The 17293-nt window shown below is 29.5% G+C and carries 18 protein-coding genes; 7 read left to right on the plus strand and 11 right to left on the minus strand.

Annotation, left to right across the window (positions count from 1 at the left end):
* Positions 1-155: 155 nt before the first annotated feature.
* From pheT to ACKTTC_RS02745, 4 genes are all read left to right on the plus strand, one after another.
* On the plus strand, positions 156-2582 hold the full coding sequence (gene pheT / locus ACKTTC_RS02730; protein WP_408038050.1) for a phenylalanine--tRNA ligase subunit beta: 2427 nt from the start codon (positions 156-158) through the stop codon (positions 2580-2582).
* 127 nt (positions 2583-2709) lie between these two features.
* Positions 2710-3747 (plus strand): quinone-dependent dihydroorotate dehydrogenase, encoded by a 1038-nt coding sequence (locus ACKTTC_RS02735; RefSeq protein WP_408038052.1) that lies wholly within the window; start codon positions 2710-2712, stop codon positions 3745-3747.
* A 196-nt stretch (positions 3748-3943) separates the two neighbouring features.
* Positions 3944-4573, plus strand: a complete 630-nt coding sequence (locus ACKTTC_RS02740; protein WP_408038054.1) for a hypothetical protein — start codon at positions 3944-3946, stop codon at positions 4571-4573.
* A 168-nt stretch (positions 4574-4741) separates the two neighbouring features.
* On the plus strand, positions 4742-5359 hold the full coding sequence (locus tag ACKTTC_RS02745) for a LysE family translocator (RefSeq protein WP_408038056.1): 618 nt from the start codon (positions 4742-4744) through the stop codon (positions 5357-5359).
* Here the strand turns inward: ACKTTC_RS02745 and ACKTTC_RS02750 are convergent.
* Both ACKTTC_RS02750 and ACKTTC_RS02755 read right to left on the minus strand, forming a co-directional pair.
* Positions 5356-5889, minus strand: coding sequence for a YfiT family bacillithiol transferase (locus ACKTTC_RS02750; protein WP_408038058.1), 534 nt, complete (start codon positions 5887-5889; stop codon positions 5356-5358). The genes ACKTTC_RS02745 and ACKTTC_RS02750 overlap by 4 nt on opposite strands.
* Complete coding sequence (locus ACKTTC_RS02755; protein WP_408038060.1) at positions 5882-6571, minus strand: tetratricopeptide repeat protein; 690 nt, start codon at positions 6569-6571, stop codon at positions 5882-5884. The genes ACKTTC_RS02750 and ACKTTC_RS02755 overlap by 8 nt, the downstream gene beginning before the upstream one ends.
* A gap of 227 nt (positions 6572-6798) precedes the next feature.
* Between ACKTTC_RS02755 and lon the strand changes: the two genes are divergently transcribed.
* Positions 6799-9255, plus strand: a complete 2457-nt coding sequence (gene lon / locus ACKTTC_RS02760; protein WP_408038062.1) for an endopeptidase La — start codon at positions 6799-6801, stop codon at positions 9253-9255.
* 58 nt (positions 9256-9313) lie between these two features.
* On the opposite strand, the gene ACKTTC_RS02765 is transcribed toward lon, so the two are convergent.
* The 8 genes from ACKTTC_RS02765 to ruvX all read right to left on the minus strand — a co-directional run bounded on the left by ACKTTC_RS02765 (position 9314) and on the right by ruvX (position 14393).
* Positions 9314-9856: a hypothetical protein gene (locus ACKTTC_RS02765; protein WP_408038064.1), complete on the minus strand. Its 543-nt coding sequence runs from the start codon at positions 9854-9856 to the stop codon at positions 9314-9316.
* Between the two features lie 174 nt (positions 9857-10030).
* Positions 10031-10540, minus strand: a complete 510-nt coding sequence (locus ACKTTC_RS02770; protein WP_408038066.1) for a hypothetical protein — start codon at positions 10538-10540, stop codon at positions 10031-10033.
* Positions 10541-10751: 211 nt separating this feature from the next.
* Entirely contained in the window at positions 10752-11306 is a 555-nt protein-coding gene (locus tag ACKTTC_RS02775) for a thioredoxin family protein (RefSeq protein WP_408038068.1), read from the minus strand.
* Between the two features lie 10 nt (positions 11307-11316).
* Positions 11317-12045, minus strand: a complete 729-nt coding sequence (locus ACKTTC_RS02780) for an SDR family NAD(P)-dependent oxidoreductase (RefSeq protein ID WP_408038070.1) — start codon at positions 12043-12045, stop codon at positions 11317-11319.
* Between the two features lie 85 nt (positions 12046-12130).
* The gene (mazG, locus tag ACKTTC_RS02785; protein ID WP_408038072.1) at positions 12131-12910 is read right to left on the minus strand and encodes a nucleoside triphosphate pyrophosphohydrolase; all 780 of its coding nucleotides are present in this window, start codon (positions 12908-12910) and stop codon (positions 12131-12133) included.
* 3 nt (positions 12911-12913) lie between these two features.
* On the minus strand, positions 12914-13336 hold the full coding sequence (locus tag ACKTTC_RS02790) for a DUF5606 family protein (protein ID WP_408038074.1): 423 nt from the start codon (positions 13334-13336) through the stop codon (positions 12914-12916).
* A gap of 8 nt (positions 13337-13344) precedes the next feature.
* A complete protein-coding gene (def, locus tag ACKTTC_RS02795; protein WP_408038076.1) occupies positions 13345-13929 on the minus strand; it encodes a peptide deformylase in 585 nt (194 codons plus the stop codon).
* A 53-nt stretch (positions 13930-13982) separates the two neighbouring features.
* Complete coding sequence (ruvX, locus tag ACKTTC_RS02800; protein ID WP_408038078.1) at positions 13983-14393, minus strand: Holliday junction resolvase RuvX; 411 nt, start codon at positions 14391-14393, stop codon at positions 13983-13985.
* Positions 14394-14517: 124 nt separating this feature from the next.
* Here ruvX and ACKTTC_RS02805 point away from each other — a divergent pair, with 124 nt between their 5' ends.
* A complete protein-coding gene (locus ACKTTC_RS02805; protein WP_408038080.1) occupies positions 14518-15333 on the plus strand; it encodes a 2,3,4,5-tetrahydropyridine-2,6-dicarboxylate N-succinyltransferase in 816 nt (271 codons plus the stop codon).
* On the opposite strand, the gene ACKTTC_RS02810 is transcribed toward ACKTTC_RS02805, so the two are convergent.
* Positions 15330-16202 carry a hypothetical protein gene (locus ACKTTC_RS02810; RefSeq protein WP_408038082.1) on the minus strand — a complete coding sequence of 291 codons (873 nt, stop codon included), beginning with the start codon at positions 16200-16202 and terminating at the stop codon, positions 15330-15332. The two genes, ACKTTC_RS02805 and ACKTTC_RS02810, sit on opposite strands and share 4 nt — an antisense overlap.
* A 45-nt stretch (positions 16203-16247) precedes the next feature.
* Here ACKTTC_RS02810 and ACKTTC_RS02815 point away from each other — a divergent pair, with 45 nt between their 5' ends.
* Positions 16248-17291: a hypothetical protein gene (locus ACKTTC_RS02815; RefSeq protein ID WP_408038084.1), complete on the plus strand. Its 1044-nt coding sequence runs from the start codon at positions 16248-16250 to the stop codon at positions 17289-17291.
* Positions 17292-17293: the final 2 nt, after the last annotated feature.

Genomic DNA, 17293 nt, shown 5'->3' on the forward strand with positions numbered 1-17293 from the left:
TACAATATTAACAAATTATTAAGAAAACGTTATGAATTAAGAAGTTATGAACAATTAAGGGATTTGATTGCTCATATAAAACTAGTATAAGACATAAAATATGTACATATTTTAGTTATAAAAGTGTAAATTTGCACCCCAAATAAAGACGCAGAATGAAGATATCATATAACTGGTTACAACAATTTTTACAATTCGATTGGGCTCCAGAAAATATAGGAGAGCTCTTAACAGATCTTGGATTAGAAGTAGAGGGAATTGAATTGAAAGAAAGTATTAAAGGTAGTTTAAAAGGTGTAGTAGTAGGAGAAGTTTTAACGTGTGTTCAACATCCTAATGCAGATAAGTTAAAAGTTACCACAGTTAATTTAGGAAATGATGAGCCTGTACAAATAGTATGTGGTGCACCAAATGTAGCTGCAGGTCAGAAAGTACCAGTAGCAACAATTGGTACTATTTTATATGATGATAAAGGAGAAGGCTTTAAAATAAAGAAAGGAAAAATAAGAGGAGAAGAAAGTTATGGAATGATTTGCGCTGAAGATGAATTAGGTCTTGGTAGTGGACATGATGGAATTATGGTCTTAGATGAATCATTAGTTCCTGGTACTCCTTGTGCAGAAGTTTTTAAAATTGAAACTGATCATGTTTTCGAAATTGGTTTAACACCCAATAGAGCTGATGCTATGAGTCATTATGGTGTTGCTAGAGATTTAAGAGCTGGATTATTACAAAAAGATGTAAATCTTGAATTAATTTCACCTTCAGTTTCAGATTTTCACGTAGATGAAAGAAGATTAAAAATTGATGTTGAAGTTGAAAATAAAGAATTAGTACCAAGATATTGTGGTATTACAATTACCGATGTTGAAGTTAAAGATTCACCAGAATGGATTAAGAATAGGTTAAAAGCAATAGGTATTGTTCCAAAAAATAATATTGTAGATATTACAAATTATGTTTTACATGAGTTAGGACAGCCATTACATGCTTTTGATGCTTCAAAAATTAGAGGAAATAAAGTCGTTGTTAAAACATTAGAAGAAGGAACTAAGTTTACAACATTAGATGAAGTAGAAAGAGAGTTGTCTTCTGAAGATATCATGATTTGCGACGCAGAAGGAAATCCTTTGTGTATTGGTGGAGTGTTTGGTGGAATTAAATCTGGAGTAACAGAAAATACAACAACAATCTTCTTAGAAAGTGCTTATTTCAATCCTGTTTCTGTACGTAAAACAGCAAAAAGACATGGATTAAATACAGATGCTTCTTTCCGTTTTGAAAGAGGTATAGATATCAACCAAACTAAATATGCTTTAAAAAGAGCAGCATTATTAATTGAAGAGTATGCAGGAGGAAAAATGTCTTCGGACATTATGGATTTTTATCCTGAAAAAGTAAAAGATTTTGAAGTATTCTTATCGTTTGATAGTGTATATAAGCTAATTGGACAAGAAATTCCAAAAGAAACGATTAAGAATATTCTAGCTTCATTAGAAATTAAGATTAATAGTGTTACAGAAGCTGGTTTAGGATTGGTAATCCCTTCATATAGAGTAGATGTTCAAAGAGAAGCAGATATTATTGAAGAAATCTTACGTGTATACGGTTATAATAATATTGAGTTCTCACACAAATTAAATACGTCAATATCTTTTGATAATGACACTCAAGTAAAAGTAGAGAATATCGTAGCGAACCAATTAGTTTCTTTAGGTTTTAATGAAACAATGGCTAATTCGCTTACAAAAGCAGACTACATTGCTTTATCGGAGAATTTGAAAGAGGACTTTAATGTTGAGATGCTAAACCCATTAAGTAATGATTTAAAAGTAATGCGTCAATCATTATTGTTTAGTGGATTAGAGAGTGTAAGTTATAATATCAACCGTAAAAACAATTCCTTAAAGTTTTTCGAATTTGGAAAGACATACCACAAATACGAAAGTGGGTATGAAGAAAACAAACACTTAACATTATTTGTAACCGGTAATAGAGCAAAAGATAGTTGGAAAATAGCTGCACAATCTTCAGATTTCTTCTACATGAAAGGAATTGTTAGCAATTTACTAGCTAGATTAGGAATTACTAAATTAAAAGTAACACCAGTTAAATCTGATATCTATTCAGAAGGACTGACGTTAAGCTTAGGAAAAACGAAATTAGTAGATTTTGGTGTTGTAAAGCGTTCTATTTTAAAAGAGTTTTCTATTAAACAAGAAGTATTATTTGCTGATTTTAATTGGGATACAATACTAACATTAGTTGGAAATAAAAAAGTTAAAGTATCAGATTTACCTAAATTCCCAGCAGTAAAACGCGATTTAGCATTATTACTAGATGAGAAGATTGAATTTAAGGAGATTTATAATTTAGCTTTTCAATCGGAACGTAAATTATTAAAAGAAGTAGATTTGTTTGATGTATATGAGGGCGATAATTTACCAGAAGGAAAGAAATCGTATGCAGTAAGTTTTGTATTGCAAGATGCAAACAAAACATTAAACGATAAGCAGATCGATAAAATAATGCAAAAACTGCAACAAACATTCGAAAAGAATGTTGGTGCAACATTAAGATAAACAAATATATAGGCTCCTTTATTGGGAGCCTTTTTTATAACTTTGTGATACTTTTAGCGGAGTAAAAAGTCATAAAGAAACTATAAATCAAAAAGGTATCGACTCCGCTCGACCTAACGAGTAACTTATGTATAAATTACTAATTCGACCTATATTTTTTCTTTTCGATCCAGAGAAAATTCATCATTTTACGTTTTCGCTGATTAAGTTTATGACTAAAATTCCATTCGTTTCTTCAATCTTTAGAAGTATGTATCAAGTAAACGATAAACGCTTAGAAAGAAATTTATTTGGATTGACGTTTAAAAATCCTGTTGGTTTGGCTGCTGGTTTTGACAAAAATGCAGTTTTATATAATGAATTAGCTGATTTTGGTTTTGGATTCATAGAAATTGGTACAGTTACTCCTAAAGGTCAGGTAGGAAATCCTAAAAAAAGATTATTCCGTTTACAAGACGATAAAGGAATAATTAACAGAATGGGGTTCAATAATGATGGATTAGAAGCTGCTATTACACAATTAAAGAAAAATAAAGAAAAAGTAATTATAGGAGGAAACATCGGAAAAAACACTGCAACAAAGCCAGAAGATTATACAGCGGATTATACAGTTTGTTTTAAGGAGTTACATCCTTATGTAGATTATTTTGTCTTAAATGTAAGTTGTCCAAATGTTTCTAGTCATGCAAAACTTGAGGATGCAGATTATTTAAAAGAGCTAATTATTGAAGTTCAGAAAATTAATAATACTCATGAGCAACAGAAACCAATTTTGTTAAAAATTGCTCCAGATTTAAATACAACACAATTAGATGAAATTATAGCTCTTGTTGCAGCAACTAAAATTGATGGTGTAATTGCATCTAACACTTCTGTTAATAGAGAAGGACTAAAAGCTTCAGAAGCGCGTTTAGCAGAAATAGGAAATGGAGGTTTAAGCGGTCAACCTATAAAAGAAAGGAGCACAAAAGTAATTCAGTACCTATCTAAAAACTCAAATAAAGCTTTTCCAATTATTGGAGTAGGAGGTATTCATTCAGAAGAAGACGCGTTGGAAAAACTAGCAGCAGGAGCTGATTTAGTTCAAATTTATACTGGGTTTATTTATGAAGGACCTTCTTTGATAAAGAGAATAAACAAAGCTGTTTTAGCAAGTACCAAATAAAAACTTATTTATTATAGGAAGTTTTAATTTTATCTTAAATAAGCTAATGATTAAATCATTTTTGTGAAGTTTATAAGCCTGTAAAACATCTATTTACAGGTTTTTTTCATTCCTTTCTTAAATTTATTTATTTTAATTTAGATTAAATATAAATAGTTTGTTATTTTCGTAGAAATAATATAAAGCTATAAATTTTATGAAAAAAATTGTAATCTTAGTACTAAGTCTAATTGTATTTAACTCATGTAATTCTAATGAATCTCAAGAAGTAATTCAAGAAAACATGATAGTAACTAAAAAGTTAGAAATACAAAATTTTAAAAAATTAACGCCTAATGAAAAACTTTTTGTAATCAATAAAGTTGCGAATGCTCCATTAGAGTACGGTTTTCAAAAATATGATGCATCTTCAAAATCAAATAATAATTTTACAGATATTCCAAATGCTGCAGATAAGAATATTTATTATAAAGGAGATTGGGTTTTTATAGAAAAGAAAAACTTAACTAAAAAAAGTAGTAGTAACTGGGAGTATGATTGGTTTTTCGATGGAGATGTAAATATATCTTCAGGCTTAGTTGAAGATTCACAAGTTTGTGGAGTTGTAACAGATTTATGTGAAGATTCAATGTTTTATGGAGTAGATCTTGACTACGTAAACAGATCTGCAATATACAAAGGACAAGGCTATGGACATTGTGGAAAGTATACTACAGCCAATTATATTTTTGCAGATAATGATTCTTGTGAAGATATTCAAAGAGCTGCTGATGCAGACCCAGTTACAGGAATTTATTATTGTCCAGGTACTTGCGATACTCCTTAATTTTAATGAATAGTTTTTAGAATATACTATAAAGAAAATTCATCGTTAATAAAGCGATGAATTTTGTTTTTTCTTATAATGTATTAGTAAATTTAAAGCTTATTAAATGAAGTCTAGTCTTTATCTCTAGATGAAAGAATATATATTTGATAAATGAAATTATTTTAAATGATGATTGAAACTTTACTCTCTTTTATATTATCTACTGCTGCATTAGCGGTATCTCCAGGGCCAGATAATATTTTTGTATTAACACAAAGTATTGTAAATGGTAAAAAATATGGATTAGCAACTGTGTTAGGATTAATGACAGGTTGTATTATTCATACAACTTTGGTGGCATTTGGCGTATCAGAAATAATAAAAGCAAATGATCATTTATTTTTTATAATTAAACTAGCTGGAGCAGTATATCTATTATATCTTGCTTATCAAGTATATAAAAGTGATGCTAAAATTGCTTTTTCTACAGAAAATGTTGAGAAAAAATCAACGAAACAATTATTTAAAACAGGGTTTTGGATGAATGTTTTAAATCCGAAAGTGACTATCTTTTTCTTGGCATTCTTTCCTCAGTTTTTATTCTCAAAAACAATAAGTACTGTATATCAGTTTTATGTATTAGGAGGTTTATTTATTCTAGTTTCGTTTGTTATTTTTTCTACAATAGCAATATTAGCAGGCGCTATTTCTGATGCAATAAAGAAAAATGAAAAAATTGGTATTTACTTAAAATGGCTACAAATAATTGTTTTTACAGCTATTGCAGGGTTAATTTTAATTTAAATCCAATTTTTATGTAGTAATAAATGCTCAATATGTGCATAATGATGATTACAATGCCAAGCATAAATTCCAATATTTTCTTTTAGCGAAACTTTTTCATTTCCATCGGGGTGTATAAAAATAGTATCTAAATCAGTTTCATTTAAGCCTTTTAAAAAGTATGTCCATTTGGCATGTAATGCATATAAAGAGCTTAAAGAAAGATGAATAGGTCCAGTTGTAGAGTCATGTAATTCTGCCCAACGGTCTTCATAATAAGCTTTAATAACAGGTTTATCTTCTGTTAAAGCCCATTTAAAGCGGGTATAAGAGTTATGATGACTATCTGCACAATGATGAATTACTTGTCTAATAGTCCAACCTCCAGACCTGTAAGGAGTATCCAATTGCTCATCAGACAAATGTTTAACTAAATTCTCTAATTTTTTAGGAAATAACTCTAAAGTAGAAATCCAATCCGTAAGATGAGTAGCTAATATTTTTGAAGGAATTTGTGGTTGTCCAATAGGGTATCTTAAATCCTTATTCATTTGTTTTTGCTTTCGTTAAACGCTCTAAATTTCTTTTAGAACTTCTATTTTCAGGATTAATGCCTAAAGCTTTTTTATAATTTTCAATGGCTTTGATAGTATCTTTTGCTTTGCGATAAGCATCTCCAAGACTATCATAAGTATTAGAGCTTTTAGGATATAATTGAGTATTTATTTTAAAAACAAGAATCGCTTTTTCAGTTTCATCATTGGCTAACAATCTATAACCTGTTCTATTCAAACTCCTTTGTCTTATTACAGGACTTAAGCTATCTCTTTTTTTAATGGCTAAATACCCTTTTAAAGCCATTTCATAATTGTTTTCAGCTAAATATTCGCTAGGTGTTTTTTCCCTTTCTTTTAACTTTAAAAAAGTAAATTTTTCTCCCTCATGTTCGCGTTTTTCAGCCAATTTAATTTTCTTTTCAGATGGAATAAAAATTAGTTTCTCATTTAATTCCTTGGCATAAAAGGTACTATCGTTAACTTTCAAAGGTTTTAAATCAGAATTACGCCATCGTAAAAATAATTCAGCATTTTTAAAATGAACTTCAATTACTTCATCTGCATTAAAAAAATACCGACCAGAGGTTTCATTTATAAATTCTTTACTATTTTTATTTGAAGTGCAACTGCTTAGTAGTAATAGAGTGCTAAAGAAAAGAAGAAGTTTAGTTTTCATAGTTGTTGTTTAATATCAATATTAAAATTAAGACGATTTTTTTTAAAATATGTTACAGTATTTAAGTATTTAAGAAAATTACTTGGCATAACTATTGACTATTATTAGTATAGTAACAATGTGATTTTAAATTATTTTACTGAAAAACAGTGTTTTAACTTTGGTTTGTTGTTGCTTCCCTAAAAAGAAATTAAGATATTAATGTCATATTGACAGCTATTTAAAATATGAGTAAATCTAAAATAATACATTTAGACAATTTGTCTTTACAGGATATGATAAATGAAGATTCAGAATTAATTCCTTTATTAACACCTGAAGATGAAGAAATAATAAATAAAGAGGAGATTCCTGAAGAATTACCAATTTTGCCGTTGCGTAATACTGTATTATTTCCTGGAGTAGTAATTCCAATAACAGCTGGAAGAGATAAATCAATTCAATTGATTAAAGATGCGAACAAAGGAAATAAAACAATTGGTGTTGTAGCGCAGAGAGATAGTGAAGTTGAAGATCCTGGAGCAGACGATATTTTCCATACAGGAGTAGTAGCACAGATTTTACGTGTGTTAAAAATGCCAGATGGGAATACAACAGTTATTATTCAAGGAAAAAAGCGTTTTGAGATTGATGAGATTATTCAAGAAACTCCTTATATCAGAGCTAAAGTTTCTGAAGCTGTAGAAGAAAGAACAATTGATGATAAAAAGGAATTCGATGCAATTATAGAATCAATAAAAGAATTAGCATTAGAGGTTATTAAAGAAAACCCAATGTTACCTTCTGAAGCTTCTTTTGCGATTAAAAACATACAATCGAATTCATTTTTAGTGAATTTCATTTCTTCTAATATGGATTTAAGTGTTTCTCAAAAGCAAGTATTATTAGAGAAAGACAATGTAAAAGAACGCGCATTGTTAACACTTAAAAATTTAGATAGAGAACTTCAGAAATTACAATTACGTAATGATATTCAATCTAAAACAAGATCTGATTTAGACAAGCAACAACGCGAATATTATTTACATCAGCAATTAAAAACAATTCAAGAAGAATTAGGTGGTGTTTCTCATGACCAAGAGTTAGAAGAAATGAAAGCTAAGGCCAAAGATAAAAAATGGTCTAAAGAAGTTGCTGAAGTATTTGATAAGGAAGTAAACAGACTGCGAAGAATGAATCCGCAAATGGCTGAATATGGTGTGCAACGTAATTATTTAGAGTTGTTACTAGAGCTACCATGGGGAGAATATTCAAAGGATAAATTTGACTTAAAAAAGGCGCAAAAAATACTTGATAGAGATCATTTTGGACTTGAAAAAGTAAAAGAACGTATTATAGAACATTTGGCTGTTTTAAAGTTAAGAGGAGATATGAAATCGCCTATTATCTGTTTATATGGACCTCCGGGTGTTGGTAAAACATCTCTTGGTAAATCTGTAGCTGAAGCTTTAGGAAGAAAATATGTTCGTATGTCTTTAGGTGGTTTAAGAGATGAAGCAGAGATTAGAGGACATAGAAAGACATATATTGGAGCAATGCCAGGTCGTTTAATTCAGAATATTAAAAAGGCAGGAACTTCAAATCCTGTATTTGTATTAGATGAAATAGATAAATTAGGTCAAAGTCATCAAGGAGATCCTTCTTCTGCAATGTTAGAAGTGCTAGATCCTGAGCAAAATACTGAGTTTTACGATAATTATTTAGAAGTAGGTTACGATTTATCTAAAGTATTATTCATAGCTACGGCAAATAATATCAATCAGATTCCATGGGCGTTACGTGATCGTATGGAGATTATTAATGTAACTGGATATACGATTGAAGAGAAGGTAGAAATCGCTAAGAAATATTTATTACCTAAACAATTAAAAGAGCACGGCTTAAAAGAAGAGCACTTAAAATTAGGTAAAGAACAGATAGAAAAAATTGTAGAAGGATATACAAGAGAATCTGGAGTTCGTGGACTAGAAAAACAAGTGGCTAAAGTTGTTCGTTTTGCTGCAAAATCAATAGCGATGGAGGAGGAGTACAATATTGCATTAACAAATGAAGATATTGAAAAAATACTAGGACCTGCTCGTTTAGAACGTGATAAATATGAGAACAATGACACTGCTGGAGTAGTAACAGGTTTAGCTTGGACAAGTGTTGGTGGAGATATCTTATTTATAGAATCTATTTTATCTAAAGGAAAAGGAAACTTGTCTATTACAGGTAATTTAGGAACTGTAATGAAAGAATCTTCTACAATTGCAATGAAATACATAAAGTCTAATGCAGAAGATTTTGGAATTAAACCAGAGGTTTTAGACAATTATGATGTACATATTCACGTGCCAGAAGGAGCAACTCCAAAAGATGGACCTAGTGCAGGTATTACAATGCTTACATCGTTAGTTTCTGTATTTACACAACGAAAAGTAAAAAATAAACTAGCAATGACAGGCGAAATTACTTTACGAGGAAAAGTATTGCCAGTTGGTGGAATTAAAGAAAAGATTTTAGCTGCGAAGCGTGCTAATATCAAAGAAATTATTTTATGTGCAGATAATAAAAAAGATATAGAGGAAATTAAAACCAGCTATTTAAAAGGTTTAAAATTTCATTATGTAACAGAAATGCATGAGGTAATAGACATTGCACTTACAAAGCAGAAAGTAAAAAACGCTAAAAAATTAGCGTAAGGATAAAATAAAAAAAGCTCCCTGATTAAGGGAGCTTTTTTATGCTATAATATTTTGATTATTGTGTTTTAGATGAATAAAATTGTTCGTTATTCATTTTATGAAAAGTATCAGCAATAATGTCTAGTTCAGGTGTAGTTAATTTTGAAGTGTTACGTATAACAGTTACAAAACTTTCTACTTTTTCTTTTGTAGAAGGATAACTCATATTCTCTTTAGTATCTCTATAGGAATCACTAATACAATACCCAGAATCATCTAATACATACCAGAAAGGAAATACTATTTTTTCACAATTACTTTCGCTAAATGATTTGAAAGGATTTGAGCAATTTACATATTCATCTGCTTCTTCTTTTGAAACCACAATAGTTACGACAACATAATTTGAATTGTATAAAGGCTTACAAGCTTCATTGTTCATTTGCTGTTGCATTTTTTTACTTAATTCGCCATTATCAGCTATGTAATTTACAAATACATGTTTATTTTCAGATTTAGCCTTTATTAAAGCATCATTAATAAGTTGATCTGTATTGCTCTGAGCATTGATAAAATAAGACGACATGAATAGTGCGAGTAAATAGAAATATTTACGCATGATGTTTGGGGATTAGGGATTAATGTCTCTAAATATAATTAAAAATCTGGTTGAAAGAAAGTTACTGTTAAAGGAAGTTATTAACAATTTACTCTAATATTAGAAAAGCCCTCTAATTACTTAGAGAGCCTATATAAAAAGTGTTTTGATTTTTTATTAGAATAAAACTCTTAACTATTCTATATGAAGAAAAGAGTTAGCAATTGTATTAAGATTTACTTCGGTAAGTGCAGATGTATTTCGTAATGTATCTATAAAACTATCTACATCTTCTTTTGTAGAAGGATAACCAATATTTTTATCCTCATCTTTAAATGAAGTACCTACAAAATTTCCTGAATCATCTATAATATACCAAAAAGGAAATTCAATTTTATTACAATTATCATTGTCAAAAGATTTAAAAGGATTTGAGCAATTAACATATTGGTTTGTTTCTTCTTCCGATACTTCAATAGTAACAACTATATAACTTGAATTGAGTATAGGCTTTAAAGCCTCATCCTTTATTTGCTCTTTCATTTTTTTACTGGTATCACCAGTTGATAAATAATTTACGAAAACATGTTTGTTTTCCTTTTTTGCTTTTATTAAAGCACGATCTATTTGAGCTGTAATATTATCTTGAGCGTACGAGAAGTTCAAAAAAACAGCGAAAAACATGATACTAAAAAAATTGCGCATGATATTTAAATTGGGGATTGAATAGTGAAGCTAATTTAAATAAGAGGTTTAATTTTAGCAAGTTAACTCATCTATAGATATGTGCATTTGAACGTAACTTTTCTTCATAAAGATGAAAAAGTACGGCTAATGAATGCTATGAAATGTAAAAAATGTAGGTGTTATTTATAAATAATGTTAAAAAACAGCTATTTATATAGTATAAAAAATGTTATTTCCATTTAATATTACAACCAATACTAGGTTTTTGAATTTCAAGGATAGTGTTATTCTCTAATAAAGTATCTAAGGCATTTCTAAAATCTTTTCCCGTTACAGGAATTTCATTCCCTGGCCTAGAATCATCTAATTGACCATGATATACAGCCTTCAAATCTTTATCAAAAAGATACAAGTCTGGTGTACAAGCAGCATTATACGCTTTTGCTACTTCTTGAGTTTCATCGTATAAATATGGGAAAGGATATCCTATCTTTTGAGCCTGTTGTTGCATTAATTCTGGACGATCTTGTGGATAATTTTCTACATCGTTACTACTAATGGCAATAAAATTTATTCCTTTATCCTTATAATCATTAGCAAGTTTTATTAATTCGTCATTTACATGAATAACAAAAGGGCAGTGGTTACAGATAAAAAAGATTGCAGTTCCGTTTTTACCTTTTTTTTCAATAAGAGAAACTTTTTTCTGATCAATGGTATTTATCAATTCAAAATCAGGAGCAATTTTACCTATTGGAAATGTATTAGAAGGAGTTAAAGCCATATTATTTTATTTAAACTTCTCTTAAATCTATTGTGGTACCGTTTTGCAGCTTTTCATTTGTATCTAAATAGAAAATACGTTCAGCAACAAACTTAGGAGTATAAAGCTCGTTATTATTTTTTAAATCAATAAAACGTTGTACGTTTTTAAAGTTTGAAATATTAGTTTCACGTATTTGAGATTGCATATTCGTATCTACAACTCCTGGTCGTATACCAAAGCATTTAACATTGTTTTTAATATCTTTTTGCTCTTCAGCTATAGTGGCAGTCATCATGTCTAAAGCGGCTTTAGAACTACAATAAACACTCCAACCTGTATAGGGTTTCTTAGCTGCACCAGAAGAAATATTAATAATTTGCTTTTTACAATTTAAATCCGAAAACTCTTTTATAAATAGACTAGAAAATATAAGTGGAATAGTTGTGTTTAGTAGTATAGATTGATGAATATCTTCTGAAGGAATATGCTCTAAATTCGAAATTTCACCTAATCTCCCAGCATTGTTAATGAGCGTTATAGATGAAAGATCTATTTTTTTAATATGATTGAGAAGTGTTTTAAAAACGCTTTTTGCTTCTTCAATTTGTAATAAATCTACAGAGATATAAGTAGCATCTAGCATTTTTGTGGTAGACCTTGATAATGAAAAAACAATATATTTTTCTGTACTATATTTTTCAACAAGCGCCTGGCCAATTCCTTTGCTACCACCTGTAATAATTATAACATTGTTCATGTATTTACTATTTTGAGAAGTTTATTAGAACGATTTATAAGAAATAGAATATTACAACAGAGCAGCTAACTCAACTCAGTAATAATTATTTATAAAAAGCTTTAGATTCGTTCCAAAATACATCCATTTCTTGTAAACTCATTTCAGAAAGTTGCTTTCCATGTTCTCTAGCTTTTTCTTCTAAGTACTGAAAACGTTGGATAAACTTTTTGTTGGTCTTTTCTAAAGCATTTTCTGGATTTACTTTGATAAAACGAGCATAGTTAATCATGGAAAATAAAACATCACCAAATTCTTTTTCAATATGCTCTTGATTTCCTTTTTCTATTTCTTCATTCAGTTCAGATAGTTCTTCTTGAACTTTTTCCCAAACTTGGTGTGGTTCTTCCCAGTCAAATCCAACACCAGCAACTTTATCTTGAATTCTATTTGCTTTTACAACAGCAGGTAAACTTCTAGGAACACCTTCTAAAACAGATTTTTTACCTTCCTTTAGTTTTAATTGTTCCCAGTTTTGTTTTACCTGTTCTTCATTTTCAACAGAAACATCTCCATATATATGAGGATGTCTATCTATTAACTTATCTGAAATTGCATTAGCGATATCAGCAATATCAAAAGCTTTTTTCTCACTTCCAATTTTTGCATAAAAAACGATGTGCAAAAGCACATCGCCTAATTCTTTCTTAAGTTCTTCTAAGTCATTATCTAAAATAGCATCACCTAATTCGTAAACTTCTTCAATTGTTAAATGCCTTAAACTTTCAAGAGTTTGTTTCTTATCCCAAGGACATTTTTCACGAAGCTCATCCATAATATCTAATAGACGATTAAAAGCTTCTAATTGTTGTTTACGAGTATTCATATGCTATTCTTCTTCCTCAGTACTAACTTCTTCTTGCAATAATGTAGCAAAATCAAAATCTGCTTTAGCAAGAATGTTATACCATTGAATTACTTTTTTAATATTAGAAGTGTAAACACGTTCAGCATCATAATCAGGAAGTACTTCCGAGAAATATGAAGTTAAAACATTAGCACTTTCTTTGTGAGAAATTGATTCTTTACCATCTTCTTTATCTGCAATGTTTTTGAATACTTGCGCTAATGGTACATCTTCTTCGTAAGTAAAGATAGCGATGTTTTCTAAAAGGCTTACATTATGTGTTGCTGTAATTGGCATACGCTTATCATCTAATAAAGATTTTACGATTACTCCAGTTTTTGTTTGAGATAAAATTTCAAATAAACCAGGCTTCCCTGATACAGCTATTATTTTACTAAATTCCATGTATATAATTATCTTTTTGGTTTTGGAAAGCGCATTCTGTACCCAGAATTTACTTTACCTTTCGAAATATTTTCTAATTTTTTCTTGATTAATCTTTTCTTTAAAGAAGAAAGTTTATCAGTAAATAAAACTCCTTCTATATGGTCGTATTCATGTTGAAAAACTCTGGCAGCTAAACCTGTTAATACTTCCGTATGATTTTCAAAGTTTTCGTCTTGATATTCTATTGTAACTGTTGGTTTTCTCCATACATCTTCTCTAACATCAGGAATACTTAAACATCCTTCATTAAAAACCCATTCTTCACCTTCTTCTTCAACAATTTTAGCATTAATAAATACACGATTGAAATCAGCTAAAGCTTTACGATCTTCTTCACTTAAATCATCATCTTCAGCAAAAGGAGAAGCATCAATTACAAACAAACGTATATCTTTTCCAATTTGTGGAGCAGCTAAACCAACACCAGAAGCATTGTACATCGTTTCTTTCATGTTAGCAATTAGTTCTGCCAAATTTGGATAGTCTTTATCTATTTCTTTTCCGACTTTTCTTAAAACAGGGTCGCCATAAGCAACGATTGGTAAAATCATATACTATTTATTTTTGTGCACGCAAAAGTACAAATAACGTCTTTTACTTTAAATTATTTATTGTATAAATATGACTGTAGAATAATTGTTGCACTAATTTCATCTACCAGCGCTTTATTTCTACGTTGTTTTTTCTTTAAACCACCATCTATCATTGTTTGAAAAGCCATTTTTGAAGTAAAACGCTCATCCACACGTTCAATAGGAATAGCAGGAATTTCTTTCGTTAGTTTTTTAAGAAATGGTTGAATTAATACTTCACTTTCACTATCAGAGTTGTCCATTTGTTTAGGTTTACCAACTACAAAAAGAGAAACGTTTTCTTTTGAAATATAGTCTTTTAGAAACGGTAATAATTCGTCGGTAGGAACAGTTGTTAAACCAGAAGCAATAATTTGTAGTTCATCTGTTACAGCGATACCGGTTCGTTTTAATCCAAAGTCAATTGCTAGTATTCGTGCCAAAATTTATTTACTATTTTGGGACAAAAATACTCATTTTAAACAAGGATACGTTTTCTGTTTAAAAAATGTATTTTCGTTTTTCAATACTATTTACAGAAGTATATTTGTACAAAATATTTTTATAATGACGGAAATTCGATCAATCATAGAAAAAGCCTGGGATAACAGAGAATTATTAAAAGAAGAAGAAACGATTAGTGCTATTAGAAAAGTAGTAGATTTACTAGATGCTGGAGAATTAAGAGTGGCAGAGCCTACTTCAGATGGATGGCAAGTGAATGAGTGGGTAAAGAAAGCAGTAGTTTTATATTTCCCAATTCAAAAAATGGAAACATTAGAAGCTGGGATTTTCGAATACCACGATAAAATTCCATTAAAAAGAGATTACGAAGCAAAAGGAATTCGTGTAGTTCCTAATGCAGTAGCGCGTCATGGAGCTTATATTTCTTCAGGTACTATTTTAATGCCAAGTTATGTAAATATTGGAGCATATGTAGATGAAGGAACTATGGTAGATACATGGGCAACTGTAGGTTCTTGTGCGCAAATAGGTAAAAATGTGCATTTGTCTGGAGGTGTTGGAATAGGAGGAGTTTTAGAACCTTTACAAGCCGCGCCAGTTATTATTGAAGATGGAGCGTTTTTAGGTTCTCGTTGTATAGTAGTAGAAGGTGTTAGAGTAGGAAAAGAAGCTGTTTTAGGCGCTAATGTAGTTTTAACTATGAGTACTAGAATTATAGATGTAACTGGAGATGAACCAGTGGAAATGAAAGGTGAAGTTCCACCACGTTCTGTAGTAATTCCTGGTAGCTATACAAAGAAATTTGCTGCAGGTGAGTACAATGTACCTTGTGCATTAATTATTGGTAAACGTAAAGAAAGTACGAATAAAAAGACTTCTTTAAACGATGCATTAAGAGAATATGATGTGGCAGTTTAAATAAACTGATTTCTAAAATAAAACTTAATATCCTTTAATAGAAAAGTAATTTTTTGGTTAAAGGATATTTTTGGTTTTACACTTAGCAGTTTGTTGGCTTTATGCCCTTGAAGTCTAATCCAACTTCTAGTAGTTTTATTATCTACGGCATCTACAACAGAACCAAAATCTATTAGCTTTTTGTGATAACCTAAATTCCATAAACGTAACGAAATTACATTAGATGTACTTCCTGCTGAAGGTATAACCAAATCTACATTTTTATAGTTTTCTTCAACTTGAGGCCACCAAGTGTCTATCGTTTCATAAGCATGTTTCGCAGGAATTTGTATATAATAATCTATTTTTCCATAGAGTTTTTCTGCAGTTTCTTTTTCTGTAGAACCAATAAACATTTTTGTTTTCGGTCTAATATGAATATCTAAAAATGATTTTAATTTTTTAGGATTAAAAACTGTTAAACATTGAAAAATACAAGGATTCTCGAAAGTAAAAGAAGTATCAAATTTTTTACTTTTAATCAAATCTATCATTTCTTGTTGCCAACTAAATTGTGTGTAAATACTTTTGGCAATATATTGATCATAAGGATAATTAATAGGACATGAAATAAGATAATTCGGATCCTTAATGTTGAAAGATTCTTCTATTTCACGATCTAATTTTTCATTGTATTTATAATTTCTATGATTCCTTTTCATTAAAGTAACAAACTCACCATCACCAAACCTAACAAAAAACACACGCTCATTTTCTTCCATTTGCTTTTGCAAGTAGTTAAATGACTCGTCAATGTTTTTAGTTTTAATACTTGTATCTCCATTATTTTTTTTGAAAAGATGATGGAAATAATATTTTAAAGGCTTCATATTTTTATATTTTCGTAACGTCAAAAATACTATTTATTATTGTTTATGAATATTGCAATTGTAGAAATTAGTGAGTCGCATGAAGAATGCATATTTAGCCAAGTTTCATTTATGAAAGATGCAGGATACTCCGTTTCTTTAATAGCACATCCTAAAGTAATACAGCAGGCTAAAAGTTATGCGTCTTATTTTTCTAATATTATAGAATTTGACGGAGATGTTAAGGGAATAAAAATAAGAATGCGAAAGTCAATTCAGCTTTTTAATCTTTTAAAAAAGTATGATAAAGTGATGTTTAATACAGCTTCATCATCAAAAATTATAAGAAATGCGGTTTTCTTATTAAACTTCAAAAAAACATCTTGTGTAGGCGTTATTCATGATGTTTCTAAACTATCAAGTAGTTTTACGCAAAAAGTAATTTCAACCAAAATAAAAAAATATGTTGCTTTAAGTGAAGATTTAGTAGCAGCTGCTAAAGTCCCAAGCGATATTAAACTAGCTTCTTTTTATCCTATTTTCTTTCCGAATCAGGAATATGAGGATATGAAAAAAAATAAAGAAGAAATATGGATTTGTATTCCTGGCCGAGTCTTTTTTAGTCGAAGAGATTACCGATTTTTAATAGAACAGTTAGCCAATCAAACAGGTTTAGATAATAGAATTAAATTTATAATTCTCGGGAATATAAATACTACAGATGGGATTCAATTTAAAGAAGAAATTAACGGATTAAATCTCCAAAATTATTTTGTGTTTTTTGAGAAATTTATAGAAAATGCTACCTATTATAATTATCTAAAAAGTTCTGATTATATTTTACCTTTGTTAAATAAGAATGATAAAAGTTATGTAAATCAAAAAATAACAGGAACTTTTAATCTAGCTTATGCTTATAAAAAAACAATGCTAAATGATGAGTATTATAAAGTTATACCGAATTTATTAGCTAAAAGTTATTTTTATACAGACAATTCTTTTATAAATGTATTAAATTCATTGTCAGATAAAAAGGGTAAACAGTATGAAGAAGAAAAATGGACGTACAAATTTCAACAACAACAATATATTAATTTCTTAAATAGTTGAAA

This window comes from Tenacibaculum amylolyticum (genome assembly GCF_964511145.1).
Classification (GTDB): Bacteria; Bacteroidota; Bacteroidia; order Flavobacteriales; family Flavobacteriaceae; genus Polaribacter; species Polaribacter amylolyticum.